Genomic DNA, 20520 nt, shown 5'->3' with positions numbered 1-20520 from the left:
GTAGGTAAAACATGAAATATGAAGATCTTATCCAATTCGATCCAATTGAATCGGTGGTTCAGCTACGAGATGCTGACAAATCCAATGCAGCTCATCATTTAGTTGATACATATGTAATTTCAGATGAAATGGCAGAGAGACTTACTGATCTTGTTATTCCTCAATTACAATTTGATCAACCCATGGATAATAAAGGAATATTGGTTGTTGGTAATTATGGTACTGGTAAGTCTCACTTGATGTCAGTAATATCCAGCCTTGCTGAAGACGATTCTTTGTTAGATTCATTGAACCATGGGGATGTTTCTGATTCTGCTAAACAGATTGCTGGCAGGTTCAAAGTTATTCGTACCGAAATTGGCTCATCTATCATGTCATTACGTGATATTCTGATAGCCATACTTGAGGAAAAACTTGAGGAGTTGCAAGTTAATTATGTTTTTCCTGAAGCAGGTCAAGTGATCAGCCATAAAACTGCCTTCGAAGAAATGATGACAGCTTTTCACCAAGTATACCCAGATCATGGATTGCTCCTGGTTGTGGATGAACTCTTAGACTATTTACGTACACGTAAAGATCAGGAACTAATGCTTGATCTTAATTTTTTGAGGGAAATTGGTGAAGTTTGTAAAGACCTACGTTTCCGCTTTATGGCTGGTGTGCAGGAAGCTATATTTGATAGTCCACGTTTTGCATTTGTAGCTGACAGTATTCGCAGAGTGAAGGATCGTTTTGAGCAGGTTGTAATTGCACGTAGTGATGTGAAATTTGTCGTTTCTGAACGTTTACTTAAGAAAACAACTGATCAGCAGGCACAGATTCGTGAATATCTGACTCCTTTTGCCAAGTTCTATGGTGGACTTAATGAAAGGATGGATGAATTTGTCCGTCTTTTCCCAGTACACCCAGATTATATTGATACCTTTGAGCGTGTGAAAATAATAGAGAAACGTGAAGTACTCAAAACACTTTCCATAGAAATGAAATCGATTATGGATAAAGAGGTCCCTGAGGATTATCCTGGGCTTATATCTTTTGACAGTTACTGGGATACACTGAAGCAGAATTCATCATTCCGTTCAATTCCTGAAATAAGAGCAGTGGTTGATTGTAGTCAGGTATTAGAATCCCGTATACAGCAGGCGTTTACCCGACCGCAATATAAGCCTATGGCTTTGCGTTTGATACATGCTCTATCTGTGCACCGCCTTACAACAGGCGACATATATGCAAGTCTTGGTGCCACGGCTGAGGAATTGCGTGATAGTCTTTTACTTTTTGAACCTATGATTGCTGAGATGGGTGGGGATGACCTCGAAAAAGATCTTCAAACCCATGTGGAAACGGTCCTACGTGAAATACATAAGACCGTAAGTGGACAGTTTATTTCCTTCAACCAAGAAAACCATCAGTTTTACCTTGATCTAAAAAAGACGGATGACTTTGATGCTTTAATAGAAAAGAGGACTGAAAGTCTTGAGGAGTCACAACTTGACCGCTATTACTATGAAGCACTTAAGCGGGTGATGGAATCTACAGATTCAACATATGTTACTGGATATAAGATATGGCAACATGAACTTGAATGGCGGGAGCACAGGGCAGCACGGACAGGTTATCTCTTCTTCGGTTCACCTGACGAGCGTTCCACTGCTGTGCCTCAGAGGGATTTTTATCTGTACTTTATTCAGGTTTTTGATTACAGTAATAAATTAACGCGTTACATAAATGAAAAGAACTCTGATGAGGTATTTTTCCGACTGAAAGGAACAGATGAAGATTTCCATTCTGCCTTAAAAGGGTATGCTGCAGCTTTAGACCTTGCATCTACATCTTCGGGACATGCTAAAGCAACCTATGAGTCAAAAGCGAATGAATTCCTGAAGAAACTGGTACAATGGCTGCAGAAACATATGACTGATGCTTTTGAGATTACATATCAGGGAAGAACTAAATTGATGGCCGAGTGGGCAAAAGGAAAGTCAATAAAAGGTCTGCCTGGTTTAACTTCACATGAGAGTGTTAACTTCCGCGATATGGTCAATACTATTGCAGGTGTATGTCTGGAACCACACTTTGCAGATCAGGCTCCAGATTATCCAATATTCTCAGTAATGATTACAGGAAACAATAGACAGCAGGCTGCTCAGGATGCATTGAGGGCTATTGCCGGCCAGAGCCGGACAAAACAGGCTGTTGCTGTTCTGGATGCTCTGGAACTGCTGGATGGGGAAAAGACAGATCCACATGGTTCTAGATATGCGAATTCTATCCTTGAGACATTCAAATCCAAAGGACATGGACAAGTTGTTAACCGTAGCGAGATAATTCTCGATGACAATGGACTTGAATATATGAATCCAGGAGGTTCAAGGCTTGAACCTGAATGGGTAGTAGTTGTTCTTGCTGCACTTGTACATTCTGGTGATATTGTACTATCTATTCCTGGTAAAAAATTCGATGCTACAGGACTTCAACAATTGGCTGCTGCTTCCATGGATGAACTAATTAGGTTCAAGCATATTGAACAGCCAAAAGACTGGAACATGCCTGCACTTAAGGCAGTTTTCGAGCTTTTGGACATGTCACCAGGAATGGCTCTACTCCTTACCCAAGGAAAGGATGAGCCTGTGCAGAACCTTCAGGATGCAGTGGGAAAAATTGTCACTCGTCTTGTTATGGCACAACAAGTACTGAAAGAAGGTGTATCTTTCTGGGGAAAGAACTTGCTTATTGGTACTGAACTGGCCAACCAGACAAGTGGGATAGAGGATGCAAAAATATTCTTTGAATCATTGCAGGTTTATTCAACACCAGGAAAACTTAAGAATTTCAGTTACAGTGCTCAAGAAGTCTCTTCTCATAAAAATGCTGTTCAAGCACTGGATGAACTCGAATCCTTACGTGAGTTCGTAATGAATCAAAGTAGCATTGTATCATGGTTGACCACTGCAGAAACAGTACTTCCTTCCGAGCATGAGTGGGTGGATCGCTTGAGAGCTACACGTAATGATGTCATGATACATCTAGAACAGGCAAAGCTCTCTGAATTATCCAATCGATCTCAGACAATAAACACAAAACTGCAGCAGCTTAAGCAGGATTACATCAATATTTACAGTACATTACACTCCAAGTCACGTCTGGGTGTCAATGACGACAAACAGAAATCAGCATTGATGAATGATACACGTTTGCAAAATTTAGTTAAGCTGGCAGGTATTGACCTGATGCCAAAGCAGCAACTGACTGATTTTCAGAATCGTTTGGCAGGACTGAAGAGTTGTTTTAATCTTACAGAGCAGGAACTTGTCTCAAGTCCGATGTGCCCACATTGTCAATTCAAACCATCAGTAGAAGGTGAAGTACAGGCATCAAATCTCCTGAATCAAATGGAATTGCAATTGGACCAGATAACTGAGCAATGGACCACAACACTTCTGAACAATCTGGAAGACCCTGTGACACAGGATAATGTGAATCAGCTTCTTCAGGATGATGACAAGAAGCTTGTTCAGGATTTTATTTCTAAAGGAGAATTGCCTCAACCTTTGAACAATGAATTCATACAGATAGTCAGAACTGTTCTGGCCGGCCTGCAAAAAGTTCCAGTAAAAAAATCAGAGTTTATCGAGAAAATGACCGAAATAGGACCCGTAAGCCCTGCTGAACTCAAAAGCATGCTCAATGACTATGTGGATAATTTAACAAAAGGCAAGGATCCGAATAAGGTACGTATTGTGCTGGAATGAGGACTAAAAATGACTGATACCACTCTATATGATAATTTCTCCGAAGGTAGCAGCAAATCTTCAAAGCAGGTCACCTGCCTTGGCATGGCCTTCGTAAATGAAGAAGAACGCCGTACCTACTTCACCCAAAAGCTGCGTGAAAAACTACAGGATCCTGAATTCCGCAAGATAGAAGGCTTCCCTATCGGTTCGGATGAAGATATCCTACATTTAAGCGATCCACCATACTACACAGCCTGTCCAAATCCTTGGATTTCAGATTTCATTAATGAATGGGAATCAGAGAACCCTGAAAAATCAGCAGACAATCTCCATCATAGGAAACCTTTTGCGTCTGATGTAAGTGAAGGAAAGTACGATCCAGTGTACAAGTATCATCCATATCCAACAAAAGTTCCACACAAAGCCATTATGCGCTACATTCTTCACTATACTGAACCCGGAGATATCGTCTTTGATGGTTTCTGTGGCACAGGCATGACTGGTGTAGCTGCACAAATGTGTGGTGACCGCAAGACAGTAGAATCCCTCGGCTACCAGGTCAAACCTGACGGAACCATTTTACAGCAGGAGACCAGCGACGATGGAAATACTCGTTGGGTACCTTTCTCAAAGCTTGGTGTGCGCAGAGCAGTCCTTAATGATCTCTCTCCTGCAGCTACTTTTATTGCTTACAATTACAACACACCTGTAAGTGTGGAGGGATTTGAGAAAGAAGCTAAGAGTATCTTGAAAAAAGTCGAAGATGAATGCGGCTGGATGTACGAGACTCAGCATACTGATGGTAGGATAGGAAAGATTAACTATACAGTTTGGTCTGATGTTTTTGTTTGTCCTGAATGTGCAAATGAGATGGTTTTTTGGGAAGTTGCCGTAGATAAAGATGCAGGAAAAGTCAATGACCAGTTCTCATGTCCACATTGTTCAGCAAAACTTAGCAAACGTAATATGGAACGAGCATGGGTCACTAAGTATGATTCTGTTATTAGGGAGACCATCAAACAAGCAAAACAAGTCCCTGTTATGATTAATTATTCAGTAGATGGAAAACGCTTTGAGAAAATGCTTGATGAATCGGATTTAAGGCTGATTGAAACGATTGAAAATAGCGAGATTCCATATTGGTTTCCAACAACTGAAATTCCACAAGGTGCGAAGACAGGAGAACCACTTAGAATAGGGATTACGCACATTCATCATTTCTATTCAAAGCGGAATCTATGGGTTTTGGCAAAAATGAAGAAGCACGTGTCATCCTCTAAATTTAATTTACTAATCACAAAAGTTTCATATCAAATTACAAAGCTATATCGATTTACATATCAAAGTGGCGTCTGGGGAGCTGGAGGTGGTCCTTTATCAGGCACTTTATACATTCCATCTCTCATAAAAGAATTGAATATATACAATCAAATACTCAGTTCAATATCGTCAAGAAGAAAAATTTCATTTCCTCTTAGTAATCACGATTATGTCAGTACTTGTCAATCAAGTACTTCATTAGTAAGTTTGCAAAATAACTCGATAAATTATATTTTTTTAGATCCACCTTTTGGTTCTAACCTCAATTATTCTGAACTGAGTTTATTATGGGAACACTGGCTTAAAGTCGTGACAGACAACTCTCTTGAAGCAATTGAAAATAGTGTTCAGGGCAAAGGAGCTCTTGAATATCGTAAACTTATGACTGAATGTTTTAAAGAAGCATACAGAATACTTAAACCAGGCCGCTGGATGACGATAGAGTTTTCTAATACAAATGCATCGGTTTGGAATGGCATTCAGACGGCACTCAATGATGCAGGGTTTGTTGTTGCCAATGTATCAGCATTGGATAAAAAGAAAGGTAGCTTCAACGCAGTTACTACACCAACAGCCGTGAAACAAGACCTAGTAATCTCTGCCTACAAACCTAACGGTGGTTTCGAAGAACGTTTCCAGCAAGAAGCTCAAACAGAAGCAGGAGTATGGGATTTCTTAAGAACTCATTTAGAATACTTGCCAGTCACCAAATATCAGGGTTCTATGCTACAACTGATACCAGAACGTGACCCACGCATTCTTTTCGATCAGATGGTAGCTTATTATGTTCGTAAAGGATATCCTGTACCAATCTCAAGTCAAGAATTCCAGATTGGACTTGGACAACGATTCATTGAAAGAGATGGCATGTATTTCTTATCAGAGCAGGCTGCAGAGTATGACCGAAAGAAACTGACATCAGGACAGCTTGTCCAGACAAAACTTTTCGTTTCTGACGAGGCTTCTGCAATTCAGTGGTTACGCCAGCTCCTCAAGGCAAAGCCACAGACATTCCAGGATATCAATCCGCAGTTTATGCAGGAACTTGGTGGCTGGAGCAAGAATGAGCAGCAACTGGATCTTAGGGAACTGCTGAACCAAAATTTCCTGAAATATGATGGTGTTGGAGATGTACCAAGCCAGATACATAGTTATCTTTCCAGTAACTGGCCGGAGATGCGTAACCTGCAGAAAGATGATTCTGCATTGATGGCTAAGGCTAAAGATAGATGGTATGTTCCTGATCCAAACAAAGCAGGTGACTTGGAAAAGCTGCGTGAGAAGTCGCTGTTGAAGGAGTTTGATGAGTACAAGCAATCAACCAAGAAACTCAAAGTATTCAGGATGGAGGCTGTGAGAGCTGGGTTTAAGAAAGCTTGGCAGGAGAGGGATTATTCGACTATAATTAAAGTGGCTGATTTGATACCAAACAAGGTTCTGGAAGAGGATCCGAAGTTGTTGATGTGGTATGATCAGGCTGTGACAAGGGTTGGAGGGGAATGAGATGTTCTTGACAAATGTCCAGATTGAAAATTTTCGTGGTATCACTTCATTAGAGATTGAGCTCAATCATGACATTACTGTATTGATATGGGAAAACAATAGTGGAAAAACATCTGTACTAGAGGCACTACGCATAGGAATGAATTTAATAAAGTCAGATCGAGTTTTCAATTTTTCAGAATATGATTTTTACCGTAACAATGAGATAAAGAAGAAAGAACAGTTTTTACCTATAAATCTCACATTTACATATGAGGAAACAGAGGAACATCCATGGGATGAGAAAATAATACAAACATTAAATGAAGTAATTGTTGGTGAAGAGTACTCAAAGATTAAATTGCGTACAAGTGGTTGGTTCGATAATGAAGAAGGGGAACTAAAACAAAGTTATTGTTTTTTGGATGATGCTGACAATGAAATGGTAGGTAAGCAGTCTTTTCTTAAAGAAATAAGAAAACTACGTCCTTTTTATTATCTTTCTGCACTTAGAGATGCAAAAGAAGAATTTCGTAGCCAAGCTACATTTTGGTCAGCTTTTTTAAAAAGTAAAAGCTTAAATGATGATACCAGAATCGAATTAGAATCTGAACTAGAAGAAGTAAATAAAAAAATTGTTGGTTCTCACTTGTCATTTCAGGACGTTGTTACCGAAGTAAAGCAACTTTCAACTCTTATTTCTGTAGGAGATGCTAATAATGTTAGCATAGATCCTAAACCAGCTGATTTTTATAAAACAATACGATACACAGATGTAAACATTCCTACCGTCACTAATACAAAAGTTCCTATCTATAACCATGGAGAAGGTACTCAGAGTCTATGCGTGCTTCTTCTTTTTAGTGCATATTTAAAAACCCGAATAAAAGTCGATGTAAACCGTTTAGCAGAGCCAATAATTGCGATTGAAGAACCAGAAGCACACTTACACCCCAATGCAATTCGTGCAATTTGGCCTATTTTAAGTAATTTGCCAGGGCAAAAGATTATTGCAACTCATTCAGGTGACATTCTGTCGGAAGTGCCTGTTGAAAATCTTAGAAGAATGAATAGAATGTCAAATGTATGCGAATGCAACATAATTCAAAAGGATTGCTTGACTCCTGAGGAGTTGAGGAAATTTAATCACCAAGTTAGAAGAAATCGTGGAGAATTACTATTTGCTAAAAAATGGTTACTTGTTGAGGGTGAGACTGACGTTTCTGTAATGTCCGAATGTGCTCAAATATTAGAAATTGATATACATCAATGCGGTCTGCGAATTGTCGAATATAGTCAAGCAGGTGGTCCTGGTTTATTTATCAAAGTGGCAGATTCCCTTGGTATTGATTGGCATTTGTTGGCAGATAATGATCAAGCCGGAGATAAGTATATTAGAAGTGCAAATAATTTGTTGAATGGAAGAGACGAGTCTACATATGTTACAAAACTTTCTGAGTCAAACATGGATGTTCTTCTTTGTGTTGCAGGTTATGGAGATCCTTATTTAGATGGAATAAATAATACTACTACTACTTATCCAACTGCTACTTGGGAACAAGTATTAGAAGAAATGAAAGAAACTTTTCCCGAGAAACCAGGTCAAGCTTTGAATGTAGCCAGAAAACTAGAAGACAGATCAAATCCTGAAATTACAGCAGAAGAGGGAACTTCTGAATATTGGAATCAGGTATATGCTTGCCTCAAAAGACACTTTTCAAAGCCTGCTGCTTCACTTAATGCAATTATGTTAATTAAAGATAGAGGAGCAGATGCTGTCCCGGAAGAAATAAAACAGATTCTTGAAAAAGTTAATGGCCTTTCTGGAGGTGCTCAATGATATCAATTTTTCAGCTAAATGAAAGTCAACGCCAAGCAGTTGAATGGGGAGATAAATCCCTTCTCGTACTTGCCGGACCGGGATCTGGTAAAACAGCTGTATTGACTATGAGAATCGCAAATATTATACAAAATAGTTCAGATGAAAATTTTCGTATTCTTGGTCTTACATTCACAGTAAAAGCAGCAAAAGAAATGAAAGACCGTATAAGTGTGTTACTTGGGCATATGGATAATAGAGTTCAGTTGCGTACCTTTCATGCATTTTGCACGGATTTATTGCGCCAACATGGGAGTCATTTCAATCTTAAACCAGACTTTTCGGTGATAACTGATATAAAAGATCGAATTACCATCCTTAAGGAATTTGACGTTGATAATCCCGAAGACATATTAAATCGGATAGACACCATGTTCACACATGGGATTTCTGTTGAGGAATTACCAGAATATTTTGGTCCTGAAAATCAAAATGAATGTTATGAACTTCAATCAATATTTAATCAGTACATTCAAGCACTTTTAAAAGAAAATCAACTAGACTTTGGGTCTATGCTATACTTCACAAGACAGCTTCTTGAAACAAAACCACGTATTGCTCGACAACTAAGAATAGTGTACAAGTATATCTGCGTAGACGAGTTTCAAGACACAAATCTAGCTCAATATAAAATACTTAAATTATTAGCTCCCCCCAAAAATGCAAATATTTTTGTTGTCGCAGATGAAGACCAAATTATCTTCCAGTGGAATGGAGCTGATCCAAAGAGATTAGAATCCCTTAAAAGCGATTACAATATAGAAGTCCTGCAACTCCCATATAATTACCGTTGTCCAAAAGAAATCGTAGAAATAGCAAACAAACTCATTGAACATAATTCCTATAGAATTCATACAAAAACACCTGGGATTCCGTTCAGTAATGAAAGCGGCACAGTAAAATTAACATCATATGAAAATTTTGAGCACGAGCTTTTAGGTCTAGCTAATGAGATAAACAGTATCCCTCTACAAAGTAGAGATAAATGTTTATTGATAGCAAGAAGCAATAAACTACTTACTGCTGCAAATAAGTACTTAAATGAGCATAGAATAAATGCAGAAATCGTCAGCAAGAATCAAGATTTTTCAAGTCCTATTCTACTGACAATGTATTTTTGCCTTAAATTGGCCAATGCACCTAACTCTCGTAGTGTTCTCAACAAGCTTTGTGCATCAGCAACTGATATAAACGGTTTAGTACTATCAGCTGAAGATATCTCTGCCAAAGCACATGTTGAAGGTAGTTCTTTGCTTCGTGCTTTCTTTGATACTGCCTCTCAAAGTGAAATATTGAATCCAGTTTGTAATGCCGGAATCACTTATCTTTGTGATACAATCCAATTTCAAAAATTTATTGACATATACATTAATCATTTCGATCACTTGAATAGTGACGATGAAAATGATGATTTATTTCCTGATTACAAAGACGATAAAGAAAATTGGACGAGAATTGCACAATACATTGAGGATACTTATGAAGGAAATGCTGGACTCCACGTATTTCTCCAAGAAATGGATTTAACGCCCAAGTTGAAGTCAATTGGAAAAGATTGCGTCCGATTACAAACAGTTCACTCTGCAAAAGGAACGGAGTTTGAGCACGTTTTTATCATAGGATTAGCTGAAGAGCAGTTCCCAACTTATTTTGCAGTTAAAAGTGGAGATAAATCAGTAGAAGAAGAGAGAAGGAACTGTTTTGTAGCAATTACTCGTGCATCAAAATCTCTGTATTTGAGTTATGCAAATGAATATTTTGGATGGCATAAGCAACCTTCTCGCTTTTTAAAGGAGATGGGGTTGCTAAATGATTAAAGAATGGCAGTACTCTACCATTCATAACTCACCCTGCAAGGTGATCGAAGAACAAAACCTGTGGGGAAACATAGTTTACCGAATCTGGCTTCCAAATCAGGATACTGTGGTCAGGGTTCCACAGTCAGCATTGCGAGCATTGACTGCAGAGATACAGCCGGAGATTGAGACAAATCGGATTGCCTATGTAGCTGCAGCAGCAAAGGTAGCTGAGGTACTTGAGGGAGGTTCACATGATTCGGACGGGCCTGTGCTTTTGGCTCCAATGGAGTCGAATGTCATTCCGCTTCCACATCAGATACGTGTCCTTTCAAGAGCTGTTTCTGGAGATAAGGTACGGTACCTGCTGGCTGATGAGGTTGGCCTCGGAAAGACCATTGAAGCAGGGCTTATCATGCGTGAGCTCAAATTAAGAGGTCTGGTTCGTCGTATTCTTGTAGTTGCGCCTAAGGGTCTGGCTACACAGTGGGCCAGTGAGATGCTTACCCACTTCAATGAAGATTTCCAGCTCGTTTTTGGTGAAGACCTTGGTATGATAAAAAGAATAATCAGTGGTAACCATTCTGGCTATTGGACACAGGGCACTAAACTCCAGTTTTTAGATAAATCTGCTGAATTACAGCATGCAAACCCATGGAGGATATTCGATCAGGTGATAGTATCCCTTGACTCAGTCAAACCTATGGACAAACGTAGAGGATGGAGTCAGGAACGTATTGATGAGTATAACCGCTCCAGATTTGAAGATTTGATAACTGCAGGGTGGGATCTGGTAGTAGTTGATGAATCACACAGACTAGGAGGTAGTACGGACCAGGTTGCCAGATATAAGCTAGGAAGAGGGCTGGCAGAGGCTGCACCGTATCTTCTATTACTTTCCGCAACACCACATCAGGGTAAAAGTGATGCATTTCATCGTTTGATGAGTCTACTGGATGACAAAACATTCCCTGACATGGATAGTGTTACCCGTGAACGAGTGGCACCGTATGTAATCCGTACAGAGAAACGTAAAGCAGTTGATGGAGAAGGGGAACCACTATTCAAACCTCGTGTTACAAAGATGGTACCTGTTGCCTGGGAAGTACGCCACAAATCACAACAGATGCTCTATGAGGCAGTAACAGAATACGTTCGTGAAGGATACAATCAGGCACTAAGGGAAAAGAAGCAGCATATTGGCTTCCTGATGATACTAATGCAAAGGCTTGTGGTTTCAAGTACAAGGGCTATTCGAACTACACTGGAACGTAGGATTGAAGCCCTTAAAGACATAGAACTTCGAACTACTCAGCGTCTAGAAGATATAACAGGTTCTAGTGATGACATTGATGAACTTTATGACATGGATGGGCAAGAATTGCTTGATGAACTTCTCAAATCACGTATTTCTGCCATGCAGAATGAAAGGATCCAGGTGGAAAAACTTCTGGAAGCTGCCTACAAATGCGAGCAAGAAGGACCCGATGCTAAAGCAGAAGCATTAATAGAATGGATTTATCAACTCCAGGCTGATGAAAATGAGGTAGACCTTAAATTACTAATATTCACCGAATTCGTCCCTACTCAGCAGATGCTCAAGGAATTCCTTGAAGCTCGAGGTATCTCTGTAGTAACACTTAATGGTTCCATGGATATGGACGAAAGAAAAAGGGTTCAGGACGATTTCTGCAAAAAAGTCCGTGTACTTATATCCACGGATGCAGGTGGTGAAGGTCTGAACCTGCAATTCTGTCATGTTATCATTAACTATGATATCCCATGGAACCCAATGAGACTGGAGCAACGTATCGGCCGCGTTGATCGTATCGGCCAGGCCAAGGTTGTAAGAGCAATAAACTTCCTTTTTCAGGATTCAATAGAATTTAGGGTAAGAGAAGTCCTTGAGCAGAAGCTTTCAATAATTCTTAATGAGTTTGGTACCGACAAAACAGGAGATGTGCTTGACTCCGCTCAGGCCGGAGAATTATTCGAAGGCATCTTTGCTTCTGCAATTATTGATCCTGACAATGTTGAAGCTTCAGTTGATCATACAGTGTCCAAGATCCGAGAAGAAATTCATGAGATTCGCGAATCATCACCCATCTATGGAATCTCCGAGGAACCTGATATGCAAACCGCAGAACGTCTTCGCTCACATCCACTACCTCATTGGGTTGAACGTATGACCGTTGGTTATCTCAACTCTCATGGAGGTCAGGCAGTTCGCAAAAAAAAGTCATGGGAACTAATGTGGCCCGATAGTAAAGTTTCTCAGAATTGCACATTCAATTCACAGGAAGCTGAACTTAACAATGATGTTGTGCTACTCAATCTGGAAGACAACAGGATTAGAGGACTGGCACTTAACCTACCAATGTTCGCTTCCGGCCAGCCAATTCCATGCGTATCTATAGATGAGTTATCATCCAACATATCCGGTTTGTGGGGATTATTTGAAATTCGCTTGCTAGCAGGAATACACTATGGCAGCCATACCATGACCATTCCGCAAATAAGGAGACGATATCTTAGTGTTTTTGTATCTGACGAAGGGAAGTTATTCCTTCCAACCGCCCGTCATATATGGGATATCATGCAGACAACAAAACTGGAAATTTTACATTCTCTTGACCACACAGCATCCATAGATGTATATGAAAAACTTGTCAATGCTGCTGAATCTTCTGGGCAAGAATTATTTAATGCCCTTCAACAAGAACATACATCTGCCATTGAACATGAAGAAACAAGAGGAAATCATGCATTTGAAGTCCGAAGAAAAGCTATAGAGCGTGTAGGTCTACCTGAAGTTCGCCAATACCGTTTAGTTAAATGTATTTCCGAAGAGAACGAATGGAAAAAAGAGCTTGAAATTGCAAAACAGACAGTGCCAGAGATAAAACCACTTTTACTAATGCAAATACAAAGGAGCGAACTATGAATCCAGGTAGTTGGAGAGACACAATACTTGACGAGTTTGTACCAGACATAAGCAAGCTTATCATTGTAATTGACCCTGATGATCTGCTGACTGAAGAAAAACTCTCGCTTGAACTCAAAAACCGTGGTTTTGATCTGATTGATTTCAAAGACTCTATTGAATTCAGGTATGCATATGAATCTGGGTATAGAACTCAATGGGATCAAGGAAAACAACCTGAACAAACAGTTATACTTCGAATAAATGACGCAGAGAATGATTCCATTCCTTATGATCTTCTCAATGCTGGAAGACCATTGAAATTTAGTCTTGGCAACATTTTTCCCAATCTAAGTTATTCTGTCATCGAAAAACTTGATCGTAGTTTCCTGGAAAACTTATTTGCTGCTCAAAACAAATATTCTCCAGGCAAGTTAGGTGATAATGGCACTAAGGATTTTGTACTTCAACATGTTTTTGGTATTGTACCAAATATTATCAATAACGATATAGAACTACTTCGTACACTGCTTAGGATTCACTACAGTAAGCTTAACCTACCGTCAATCTTATCTGATAGACTGGTTCAAATCTTAAAAGATAACAATCATTTTAATGATTGGCCACTTGACATTATTATCTCCGAGGATGGAGATTTTTTTGCGTTTCTACAGGAACGTTGGTCTGCGTTTCTTGATGTGCTGGCTCACGGAAACCATGTTATTAAAGAAACATCAGCTTACAATCTGAAATATGCAGGACCAGTTACATTACCATTCGATCACAAAGACATCCGCGTTTACGTTGACAATCTTTTTGTTGAGGGTAAACTCACACCAGTTCAAAAATCTGGCACAAATATAGAAACAAATCCCTGGATCAAAAGCGGTATATCTGAAATTAATGTCAATGATCCTAACATTCGTATTAATGGTCTTTTCGAGATAATCGAAAATGGAATTCCCTCTTTAGATTCCCTTTATTCAGAGTGGATTGACTTTGCAATGAAATGGGCAGAATTGAGGGCACTTATTCATACAACCAATCAAGTGAATGAACTGGAACGATTCAAGCAGACCAGTTTTTTAGTCAACAATGAGTTCAGAAACTGGATGCTTGAACGCTATACTAGCCTGATCAACCTTCCTCCAACAAATCCTGCAATGCTTCATCATGTTCCTCGCCGCATGGCTAGGGAACTTGAATCTGAAAAGAACATTAGGTTAGCTCTTGTTGTTGTTGATGGTCTTTCCCTTGACCAGTGGGTCACTATCAAAAAAACTCTCCATGAACAAGATCCTAATTTGGTTATGAAAGAATCAGCAACCTTTGCTTGGATACCTACATTGACTTCCGTATCAAGACAGGCAGTATTCTCAGGAAGAACACCTATTTCCTATCCAAAATCAATTAACACAACAAACAATGAAGGTAACATGTGGCGCCAGTTCTGGGAAGACTATGGTGTATCACGTCAGAAAATTGCTTATCAGCGTAGCTTAGGAGATGGCAATGTTTGTGAGATTCTGGATGAAAGTTTTAATCTAAACCAAATCAAGGCCATTGGTTTGGTTATTGATAAGGTTGACAAGATTATGCATGGAATGCAACTAGGTGCCTCTGGAATGCACAATCAGATCAAACAATGGTCTGAAGGAGGATTCCTTTCTTCTCTAATTGGCTATCTTTTGGATAACAATTATCAAGTATGGCTAACATCAGACCATGGCAATATAGAATGTAATGGAAAAGGACGTCCATCGGAAGGATCTATAGCTGAAACTCGTGGCGAGAGAGTCAGGGTTTATCCAACTTTAGAACTTAGAGATTCAGTTGCCAAAACATTACCTTTTGCAATAAAATGGAATCCTATCGGTTTACCACCTGGTTATTTTCCATTGGTAACTGCGGGAAGCGATGCATTTGTAAAAGAAGGGGAAAGTATAGTCGGCCATGGTGGGATTTCAATTGAAGAAGTTATCGTACCATTGGTAGTATTTGAAAAGAGGAACGTTTAATGAGTAAAAGACACAGTTCCATTGGTATTAAACAGCTTATTCGCTATGAATGGATGGAAAAAACATCCAGCATGCTTCTTGCAGGAATGGATGAAATTTCAATAAGAAAAGAGTTAAATGATTACCTGCTGAATCACAAAGGTGATGGATCTGAGGAACAACGCAGTGAAAATACATGCAAATTTGCTGTTAGTAATTTGATGAAAGTATGGGTGTCTCCTGAGAAAGATCTCTTGGATTTTCGGGATTTTGCACTTGAACTATTACAAAAACATCCGTCTCAAACTATTGCAATACATTGGGCAATGATTTCTGCCGTATATCCATTTTGGTTTAATGTAGCATTGCATATTGGAAGATTATTAAATCTTCAGGATAAAATCACTCATCAGCAGATAATTAATAGGCTTAAAGAGCAATATGGTGATAGGCAAACAGTTAGTAGAAATGCTCAATTTGTTATTCGTTCTTTCATAGCATGGGGAATTTTAAAAGATTCTGATTGCACCGGAAATTATGAACGGGGATCACGAATTAATATTGATAGTGGAGATGTATCTTTTTTACTTATTGAATCAATATTATACACAATACCAGATGGAAAAGGATCTTTGAAAATATTAACCAACTCACCTGCACTTTTTTCGTTCCAATTGCCAGTAATAAGTGCAGATTATATTTCCAAAAAAACAACTAGAATAAACATAATATCACATGGTATAGACGAGGATTTTTTAGAACTAAGAATATAATCATTATCATTTGAATATATTTTGATTAGATTAAGCGATACTAAAGAGTATTGTCACAATTAGTATTTAATGAACTAATTATTGAAATAATCTCTTCTCGGTTATAAATTCCTATTCTCGCAACACCTTTTCTTTCTAGTATTTTTACATTAGGCATATCAGAAAAGTTGTTTTTAAAATTCTTACTTGTAACTAATACAACCGTAGTATTTGTATTTAAACAAGAGAACCAGTTGATTGATAATAAATAATTTATGAAATAAGATGGTAAAAACATAAGTATAAGATCGGATTCCTTTGCTTCTTCAAACATTTTTTTGCAAAATTTAGTCCTCTTATCAAAAAGTTTGACATCACCAACATTCGATATATTAGATATATATGGTACTATTATTTCATCTTCTTTTAAAAGACCATATCTACCAGATATTATGTAAAGAGATGTATGCTCATAATTTGACAACTCATTTTTAAAATTAAGAACCTCGAAAAACATACTCGCAAACATTGTTTTTGCTGGTCTGAGAAACTCATGTAAAACGTTACGATATTTCATTTCTAATTCAATATCGTATTCTGGCAAAGAAAGATCGTTCTTTTTCAGCAATGATATTAGCACTTCATCTTTGCTAATATCCTTCCCTTTGCCAGATGATTTCTTCCATTTCCTTATTTCTGGTAACTTAACTCCAGACTCCTCTGTAAAAATGGTTATATTCATCGACTTCTAATTATATTGGACTCTTATAAAGGTGTTGTTGAATTAATATGCTTTTAGACATATCTACCTAACTTTACTATTTCTCAAAATCAGAAGATACTTTATACATGAGTTAATCATGTTACAAATCATTTAATCTGTTCCTCACAAACCTCATAGATAAAGAAATGAACTCCATCATCAAGTAACTATACCTATTCAATCATTATTCTGGAATTTGCCTATCATTTCCAGATCTCAGATATTTATGCTTAACCTCATGTTTTTCAAAGAGCCATTCATGTTCTGCAATTGTAGCAAACTTTGTAGGTGGTAGGAAGTCCCTCTAGCCATTGTACATTGTATGGAACTTGGTATCTCCAACTATTTCATGATTATCTGATATCATGTTGAAGAATTTAGGAATATTAGGATACTTTCCAGCAGACAAAGATACTGAATAGTATTTCTAGATGAAGTTATGGACATTGGTATTAGTGAAAATGGTATGAAAATTAGGTAACTAATGCCCATTTCTTTTTCTATACCTCAGCACTTATTTTCTGTGTATATCCACTTTCATTTATCTCCACCCACGTTTTGCTCTCTCTTCAAATGCATCTTCAATCATAGTTAGCCTACGGTTAAGAACTTCTGTGAACTCCTCTGGAGTCGAATTGTGTTTAAACGTTGGAAGGTTGATGCGTATTCCCATTTCTTCGCGAGCAAACATCTGAATGGAGCCACCCACAGCGAACACTCCAAAGTCCTTTTCTGCTGCAGTTCCAGTGAGAATCCTGCTCAATAGTTTCTCATTTATAGGCTTACCATTAGCTGAAATTACCCGGCATTCGCCAAATCTTTCGTGGATTTCGATTTCTATTCCGTGTATTTCAATAATCATTTATGCATCACCTTTGTTTTAGAGTAGGAGCTAAATCAGTATCTCTGGAGAATCCTCCTTTGTAATGGTGCTTTTTCTTCTTTTCTTTATTTTACAAACAATATTCTTCCAAAAATTTAATCACTTTTCCTCTGTTCAATTCGTCATGACAGAACTGGTTGGCAAAAGTCCTTAAACAGCCATAACAACTTGCATCCTCCTCATCACCACAAGTACATCCTTTCATTTTCATATATGTGGTTTCAAGGAGTTGTGAAATTGAATATTCATCCTGTGCAATTCTCTTGACATGCCCAGCACCACCTGGTACATTGTCAAATAATAAGAGAGCTAAAGAGTCTGGATTTCCAATATAAGGATAAAGACATCCATCAAGATCCTGGCGATCGATGTCAAATGCATCACTTGCTCCTTCTATTAAAGCATAAAGAAGTGATAACCAGAATCCTTTGTCTTCATTTTCATATCCTTCAAAACACAATTGAAGAATATCTGTGGTATATTTATGCCCAAGACTGTAACGGATAAGTTTTCCTTTATAGTCACCTCCCCAGGCATTTTTATGATTCATGGGTGTTTCCTCATTGCCTAAGAATGACATGAACTCATAATCCTGTTCGCCACTCTGTTTTACTTAGAACAACACAATCATCCCGCCGCAGGCGGCACAGTCCATGATGATAACTATTGAACTAATGCAGATACTAAAAACGGATAACCCAGAACGCATATATTAAGACATATAATTGTTGAGGGTGAACCATGACAGACGATTTGAGTGAACGCTTGCAGGCACTGGTGGCATTCCTGCCGATGTTTGAAGATCCTGAATTCAGCTTTGGTCACTGGAGCGAACCCAAAGAAGTACATCCCGGTGTGATGGAGATGCCATATTATTGTTTCTCAGTGGTTGCCTTGGAGTTCCTTAAAATATCACGTGAGTATGGTTGGGTGCTTAACGGATTTGACTGGCCTACATGGATGGGAACACCAGAGGCTGAGCAGCTTCGCAATAATCCTGATGCTCTGAATAAAGCCACACCTGAACAACTGGCACGCATACTCACAGCAATCATCCGAGGCGAACGATTCTGTGATGGAGCAATTGCCGATTGCTTTGAGACAGGGCTAATTACTGGTATCTGTCACCGTGCAGCACAACTATTGAAAGAGAGTGATGAAAATGCTGAAGCATGACTCTCGTAGGACTTGCCAGATGAGGGCAAAATAGAGGTGCTTTCAATGGGATCTGCATCTGACATAATTGTTATGATTGTTGGAATTTCAATAATGCTAGCTTTGAGGGCCGCAATAGCATCTTTGGAGGGCATTTCACTTGGTATGCTTGGTACTATAGCAAGTTATTTTGTAGTAGTGTTTATATTTGGCTGTGTTATTGGACTTATAATGTGGGTAGTCTTTGGGTGAATGATATGTACGGAAATGTCTGTGAATGGGTTCAAGGTATCTATTCCTACAATAGTACTCCTTTAAATGAAAGTAGTTATGAAATTGCTCCTGACAGAGTTATTCGTGTTTGCTCTTTTATTGGTAATGCGCAATTTCAAAGGTCTGCATACCGAGTCGTACATTTCAAATAAGACCAAATGATAATAATAGTTTTGTGTCTGGTTTCTGTCATGTAATGGAAGTATAATCCCTTTTTTGACATGGAGAATAAATATGAATGAGACAAATCAATGTAATATAAAAAACGGTGAAGTGACGTATACATTATCTCTCGATGATAGAAATTTTTTAGTTGTCACTGATATTGGGAACAAAAAAGATACGTTGTTAGAATATTTCGAAAAATTCCTTGGAGATGACTGCCCACAGTTTTCACCTGCACAAGACATTAGTAGGGAAGTGTTTAAGTACATTGTTGAACCGCTTGAGCAAAACAAACCTTTTGTTTTTAGTAGTGGCTTATTTTATAAATTTGGGAAATGGGCTACATATCAAGCAAATTTCCACTCATGTCGGGGAAGTGCAGCAAGTAAAATATTAAAGGAAATTCTTGGATATCGAATATCCAGAAAAGACATAAGTGTACACTATTCTGACTATCATCCGCTGAAGACTAATGAAATATATGCAAACTTATTGAATCATGTGAATACTAATAAAAATGTATCTATAATAAAAAAATGATGTATTCGATGTTACTTAAAAGGCTTTATATCTAGTTGATACCATGTTGAATCACCAGACCTCATAATTTTCTTATCCTTTGTATAGAATGGTGTTCCTCCGCGATGTCCATTAACTGCTTTTTCGGGTATCTCATCAATTCCAATGCAATTTGTTTGATACCAACTAATGTTTTTTGTTTTTGGAATGTAATGTTCCATAATTTCATCAGAAGTGAAACCGGAAATATTGCGTATTTTCTTTGAATCTGCCTGCAGTTTCTGTTTTCTTTTTGCCTCTATTTTCTTTTGTAATTCTGAAACCATAAATCTTACTTTTTACTTAATGTTTATATGGTTTACTATAAGTATCATCTCCAAACAATACCACATCGAACCAATCTTCAGAATACTATTGGATAGGTGTGCAAATGTATCCTTCTTCCATATTGCCAAAAACATGACAATTTTGCGGGTTGGCCCATGTATAATATGCCAGGTAGGAACAGAAAACAGCATCCAGAGTATCTTCATAGGCTTTAAGGTTCTTTCCTTTTAAACCATTTACTTCTACATCGAGAACATCATTAAGAGCTAGAGATGAATTCAACCCTTTAAGAGCTTTTATTTTTGATTGATAAGTTTGAAATGCTTCCCTTATTGTATCATAGCTTCGACCGGATTTCTGTTTGTATTGCAAGATTCTATCCATATCAAATAGCACGACTATTGCTGGATGAGGGTAAACCTCAAAGAATTTCCTTTGTTCTTCAAATTGAGCAAGGTGGGGATTCTGACAAAAATTCATCGATTCCAGTTCATGACTCAATTCTTCTCCACGGATTGACCACATTATGACTATTTGATTTATGTTCTTCTA

General features: G+C 38.3%; 15 protein-coding genes. 10 read left to right on the top strand and 5 right to left on the bottom strand.

The features are described 5' to 3' along the window. Positions 1–11: 11 nt before the first annotated feature. Genes J2746_RS03805 through J2746_RS03775 form a run of 7 tightly spaced genes read left to right on the top strand, consistent with a single transcriptional unit; the run spans position 12 to position 15904 of the window. Positions 12–3752: a DUF6079 family protein gene (locus J2746_RS03805; protein ID WP_209616537.1), complete on the top strand. Its 3741-nt coding sequence runs from the start codon at positions 12–14 to the stop codon at positions 3750–3752. Between the two features lie 9 nt (positions 3753–3761). Then, complete coding sequence (locus J2746_RS03800) at positions 3762–6557, top strand: DNA methyltransferase (RefSeq protein WP_209616534.1); 2796 nt, start codon at positions 3762–3764, stop codon at positions 6555–6557. A gap of 1 nt (position 6558) precedes the next feature. Further along, positions 6559–8376, top strand: coding sequence for an ATP-dependent nuclease (locus J2746_RS03795; protein WP_209616530.1), 1818 nt, complete (start codon positions 6559–6561; stop codon positions 8374–8376). Further along, the gene (locus tag J2746_RS03790; protein WP_209616527.1) at positions 8373–10232 is read left to right on the top strand and encodes an ATP-dependent helicase; all 1860 of its coding nucleotides are present in this window, start codon (positions 8373–8375) and stop codon (positions 10230–10232) included. Before J2746_RS03795 ends, J2746_RS03790 begins: the two co-directional genes overlap by 4 nt. Next, positions 10225–13155, top strand: coding sequence for a DEAD/DEAH box helicase (locus tag J2746_RS03785; RefSeq protein ID WP_209616524.1), 2931 nt, complete (start codon positions 10225–10227; stop codon positions 13153–13155). Before J2746_RS03790 ends, J2746_RS03785 begins: the two co-directional genes overlap by 8 nt. Continuing rightward, complete coding sequence (gene pglZ / locus J2746_RS03780; protein ID WP_209616521.1) at positions 13152–15152, top strand: BREX-3 system phosphatase PglZ; 2001 nt, start codon at positions 13152–13154, stop codon at positions 15150–15152. Before J2746_RS03785 ends, pglZ begins: the two co-directional genes overlap by 4 nt. Beyond that, the gene (locus J2746_RS03775; RefSeq protein ID WP_209616518.1) at positions 15152–15904 is read left to right on the top strand and encodes a hypothetical protein; all 753 of its coding nucleotides are present in this window, start codon (positions 15152–15154) and stop codon (positions 15902–15904) included. Before pglZ ends, J2746_RS03775 begins: the two co-directional genes overlap by 1 nt. A 40-nt stretch (positions 15905–15944) precedes the next feature. Here J2746_RS03775 and J2746_RS03770 read toward each other — a convergent pair whose 3' ends face one another. The 3 genes from J2746_RS03770 to J2746_RS03760 all read right to left on the bottom strand — a co-directional run bounded on the left by J2746_RS03770 (position 15945) and on the right by J2746_RS03760 (position 18079). After that, a complete protein-coding gene (locus J2746_RS03770; protein WP_209616515.1) occupies positions 15945–16625 on the bottom strand; it encodes a hypothetical protein in 681 nt (226 codons plus the stop codon). A 562-nt stretch (positions 16626–17187) separates the two neighbouring features. Then, positions 17188–17508: a hypothetical protein gene (locus J2746_RS03765; protein ID WP_209616512.1), complete on the bottom strand. Its 321-nt coding sequence runs from the start codon at positions 17506–17508 to the stop codon at positions 17188–17190. Positions 17509–17599: 91 nt separating this feature from the next. Next, positions 17600–18079, bottom strand: a complete 480-nt coding sequence (locus J2746_RS03760) for a DUF1998 domain-containing protein (RefSeq protein WP_209616509.1) — start codon at positions 18077–18079, stop codon at positions 17600–17602. 191 nt (positions 18080–18270) lie between these two features. Between J2746_RS03760 and J2746_RS03755 the strand changes: the two genes are divergently transcribed. The 3 genes from J2746_RS03755 to J2746_RS03745 all read left to right on the top strand — a co-directional run bounded on the left by J2746_RS03755 (position 18271) and on the right by J2746_RS03745 (position 19662). Further along, positions 18271–18705, top strand: a complete 435-nt coding sequence (locus tag J2746_RS03755; RefSeq protein WP_209616506.1) for a DUF6508 domain-containing protein — start codon at positions 18271–18273, stop codon at positions 18703–18705. Positions 18706–18717: 12 nt separating this feature from the next. Further along, positions 18718–18936: a hypothetical protein gene (locus tag J2746_RS03750; RefSeq protein ID WP_209616503.1), complete on the top strand. Its 219-nt coding sequence runs from the start codon at positions 18718–18720 to the stop codon at positions 18934–18936. Positions 18937–19191: 255 nt separating this feature from the next. Next, entirely contained in the window at positions 19192–19662 is a 471-nt protein-coding gene (locus J2746_RS03745; protein WP_209616500.1) for a hypothetical protein, read from the top strand. Positions 19663–19673: 11 nt separating this feature from the next. Here J2746_RS03745 and J2746_RS03740 read toward each other — a convergent pair whose 3' ends face one another. Beyond that, complete coding sequence (locus tag J2746_RS03740) at positions 19674–19967, bottom strand: hypothetical protein (protein WP_209616496.1); 294 nt, start codon at positions 19965–19967, stop codon at positions 19674–19676. Between the two features lie 85 nt (positions 19968–20052). Beyond that, positions 20053–20493: a DUF429 domain-containing protein gene (locus J2746_RS03735; RefSeq protein ID WP_209616493.1), complete on the bottom strand. Its 441-nt coding sequence runs from the start codon at positions 20491–20493 to the stop codon at positions 20053–20055. Positions 20494–20520: the final 27 nt, after the last annotated feature.

This window comes from Methanolobus bombayensis (assembly GCF_017873415.1).
In the GTDB taxonomy this organism is placed as follows: domain Archaea; phylum Halobacteriota; class Methanosarcinia; order Methanosarcinales; family Methanosarcinaceae; genus Methanolobus; species Methanolobus bombayensis.
Note: the sequence above shows the minus strand (reverse complement) of the source record. Positions and strands in the feature narration are given on the sequence as shown.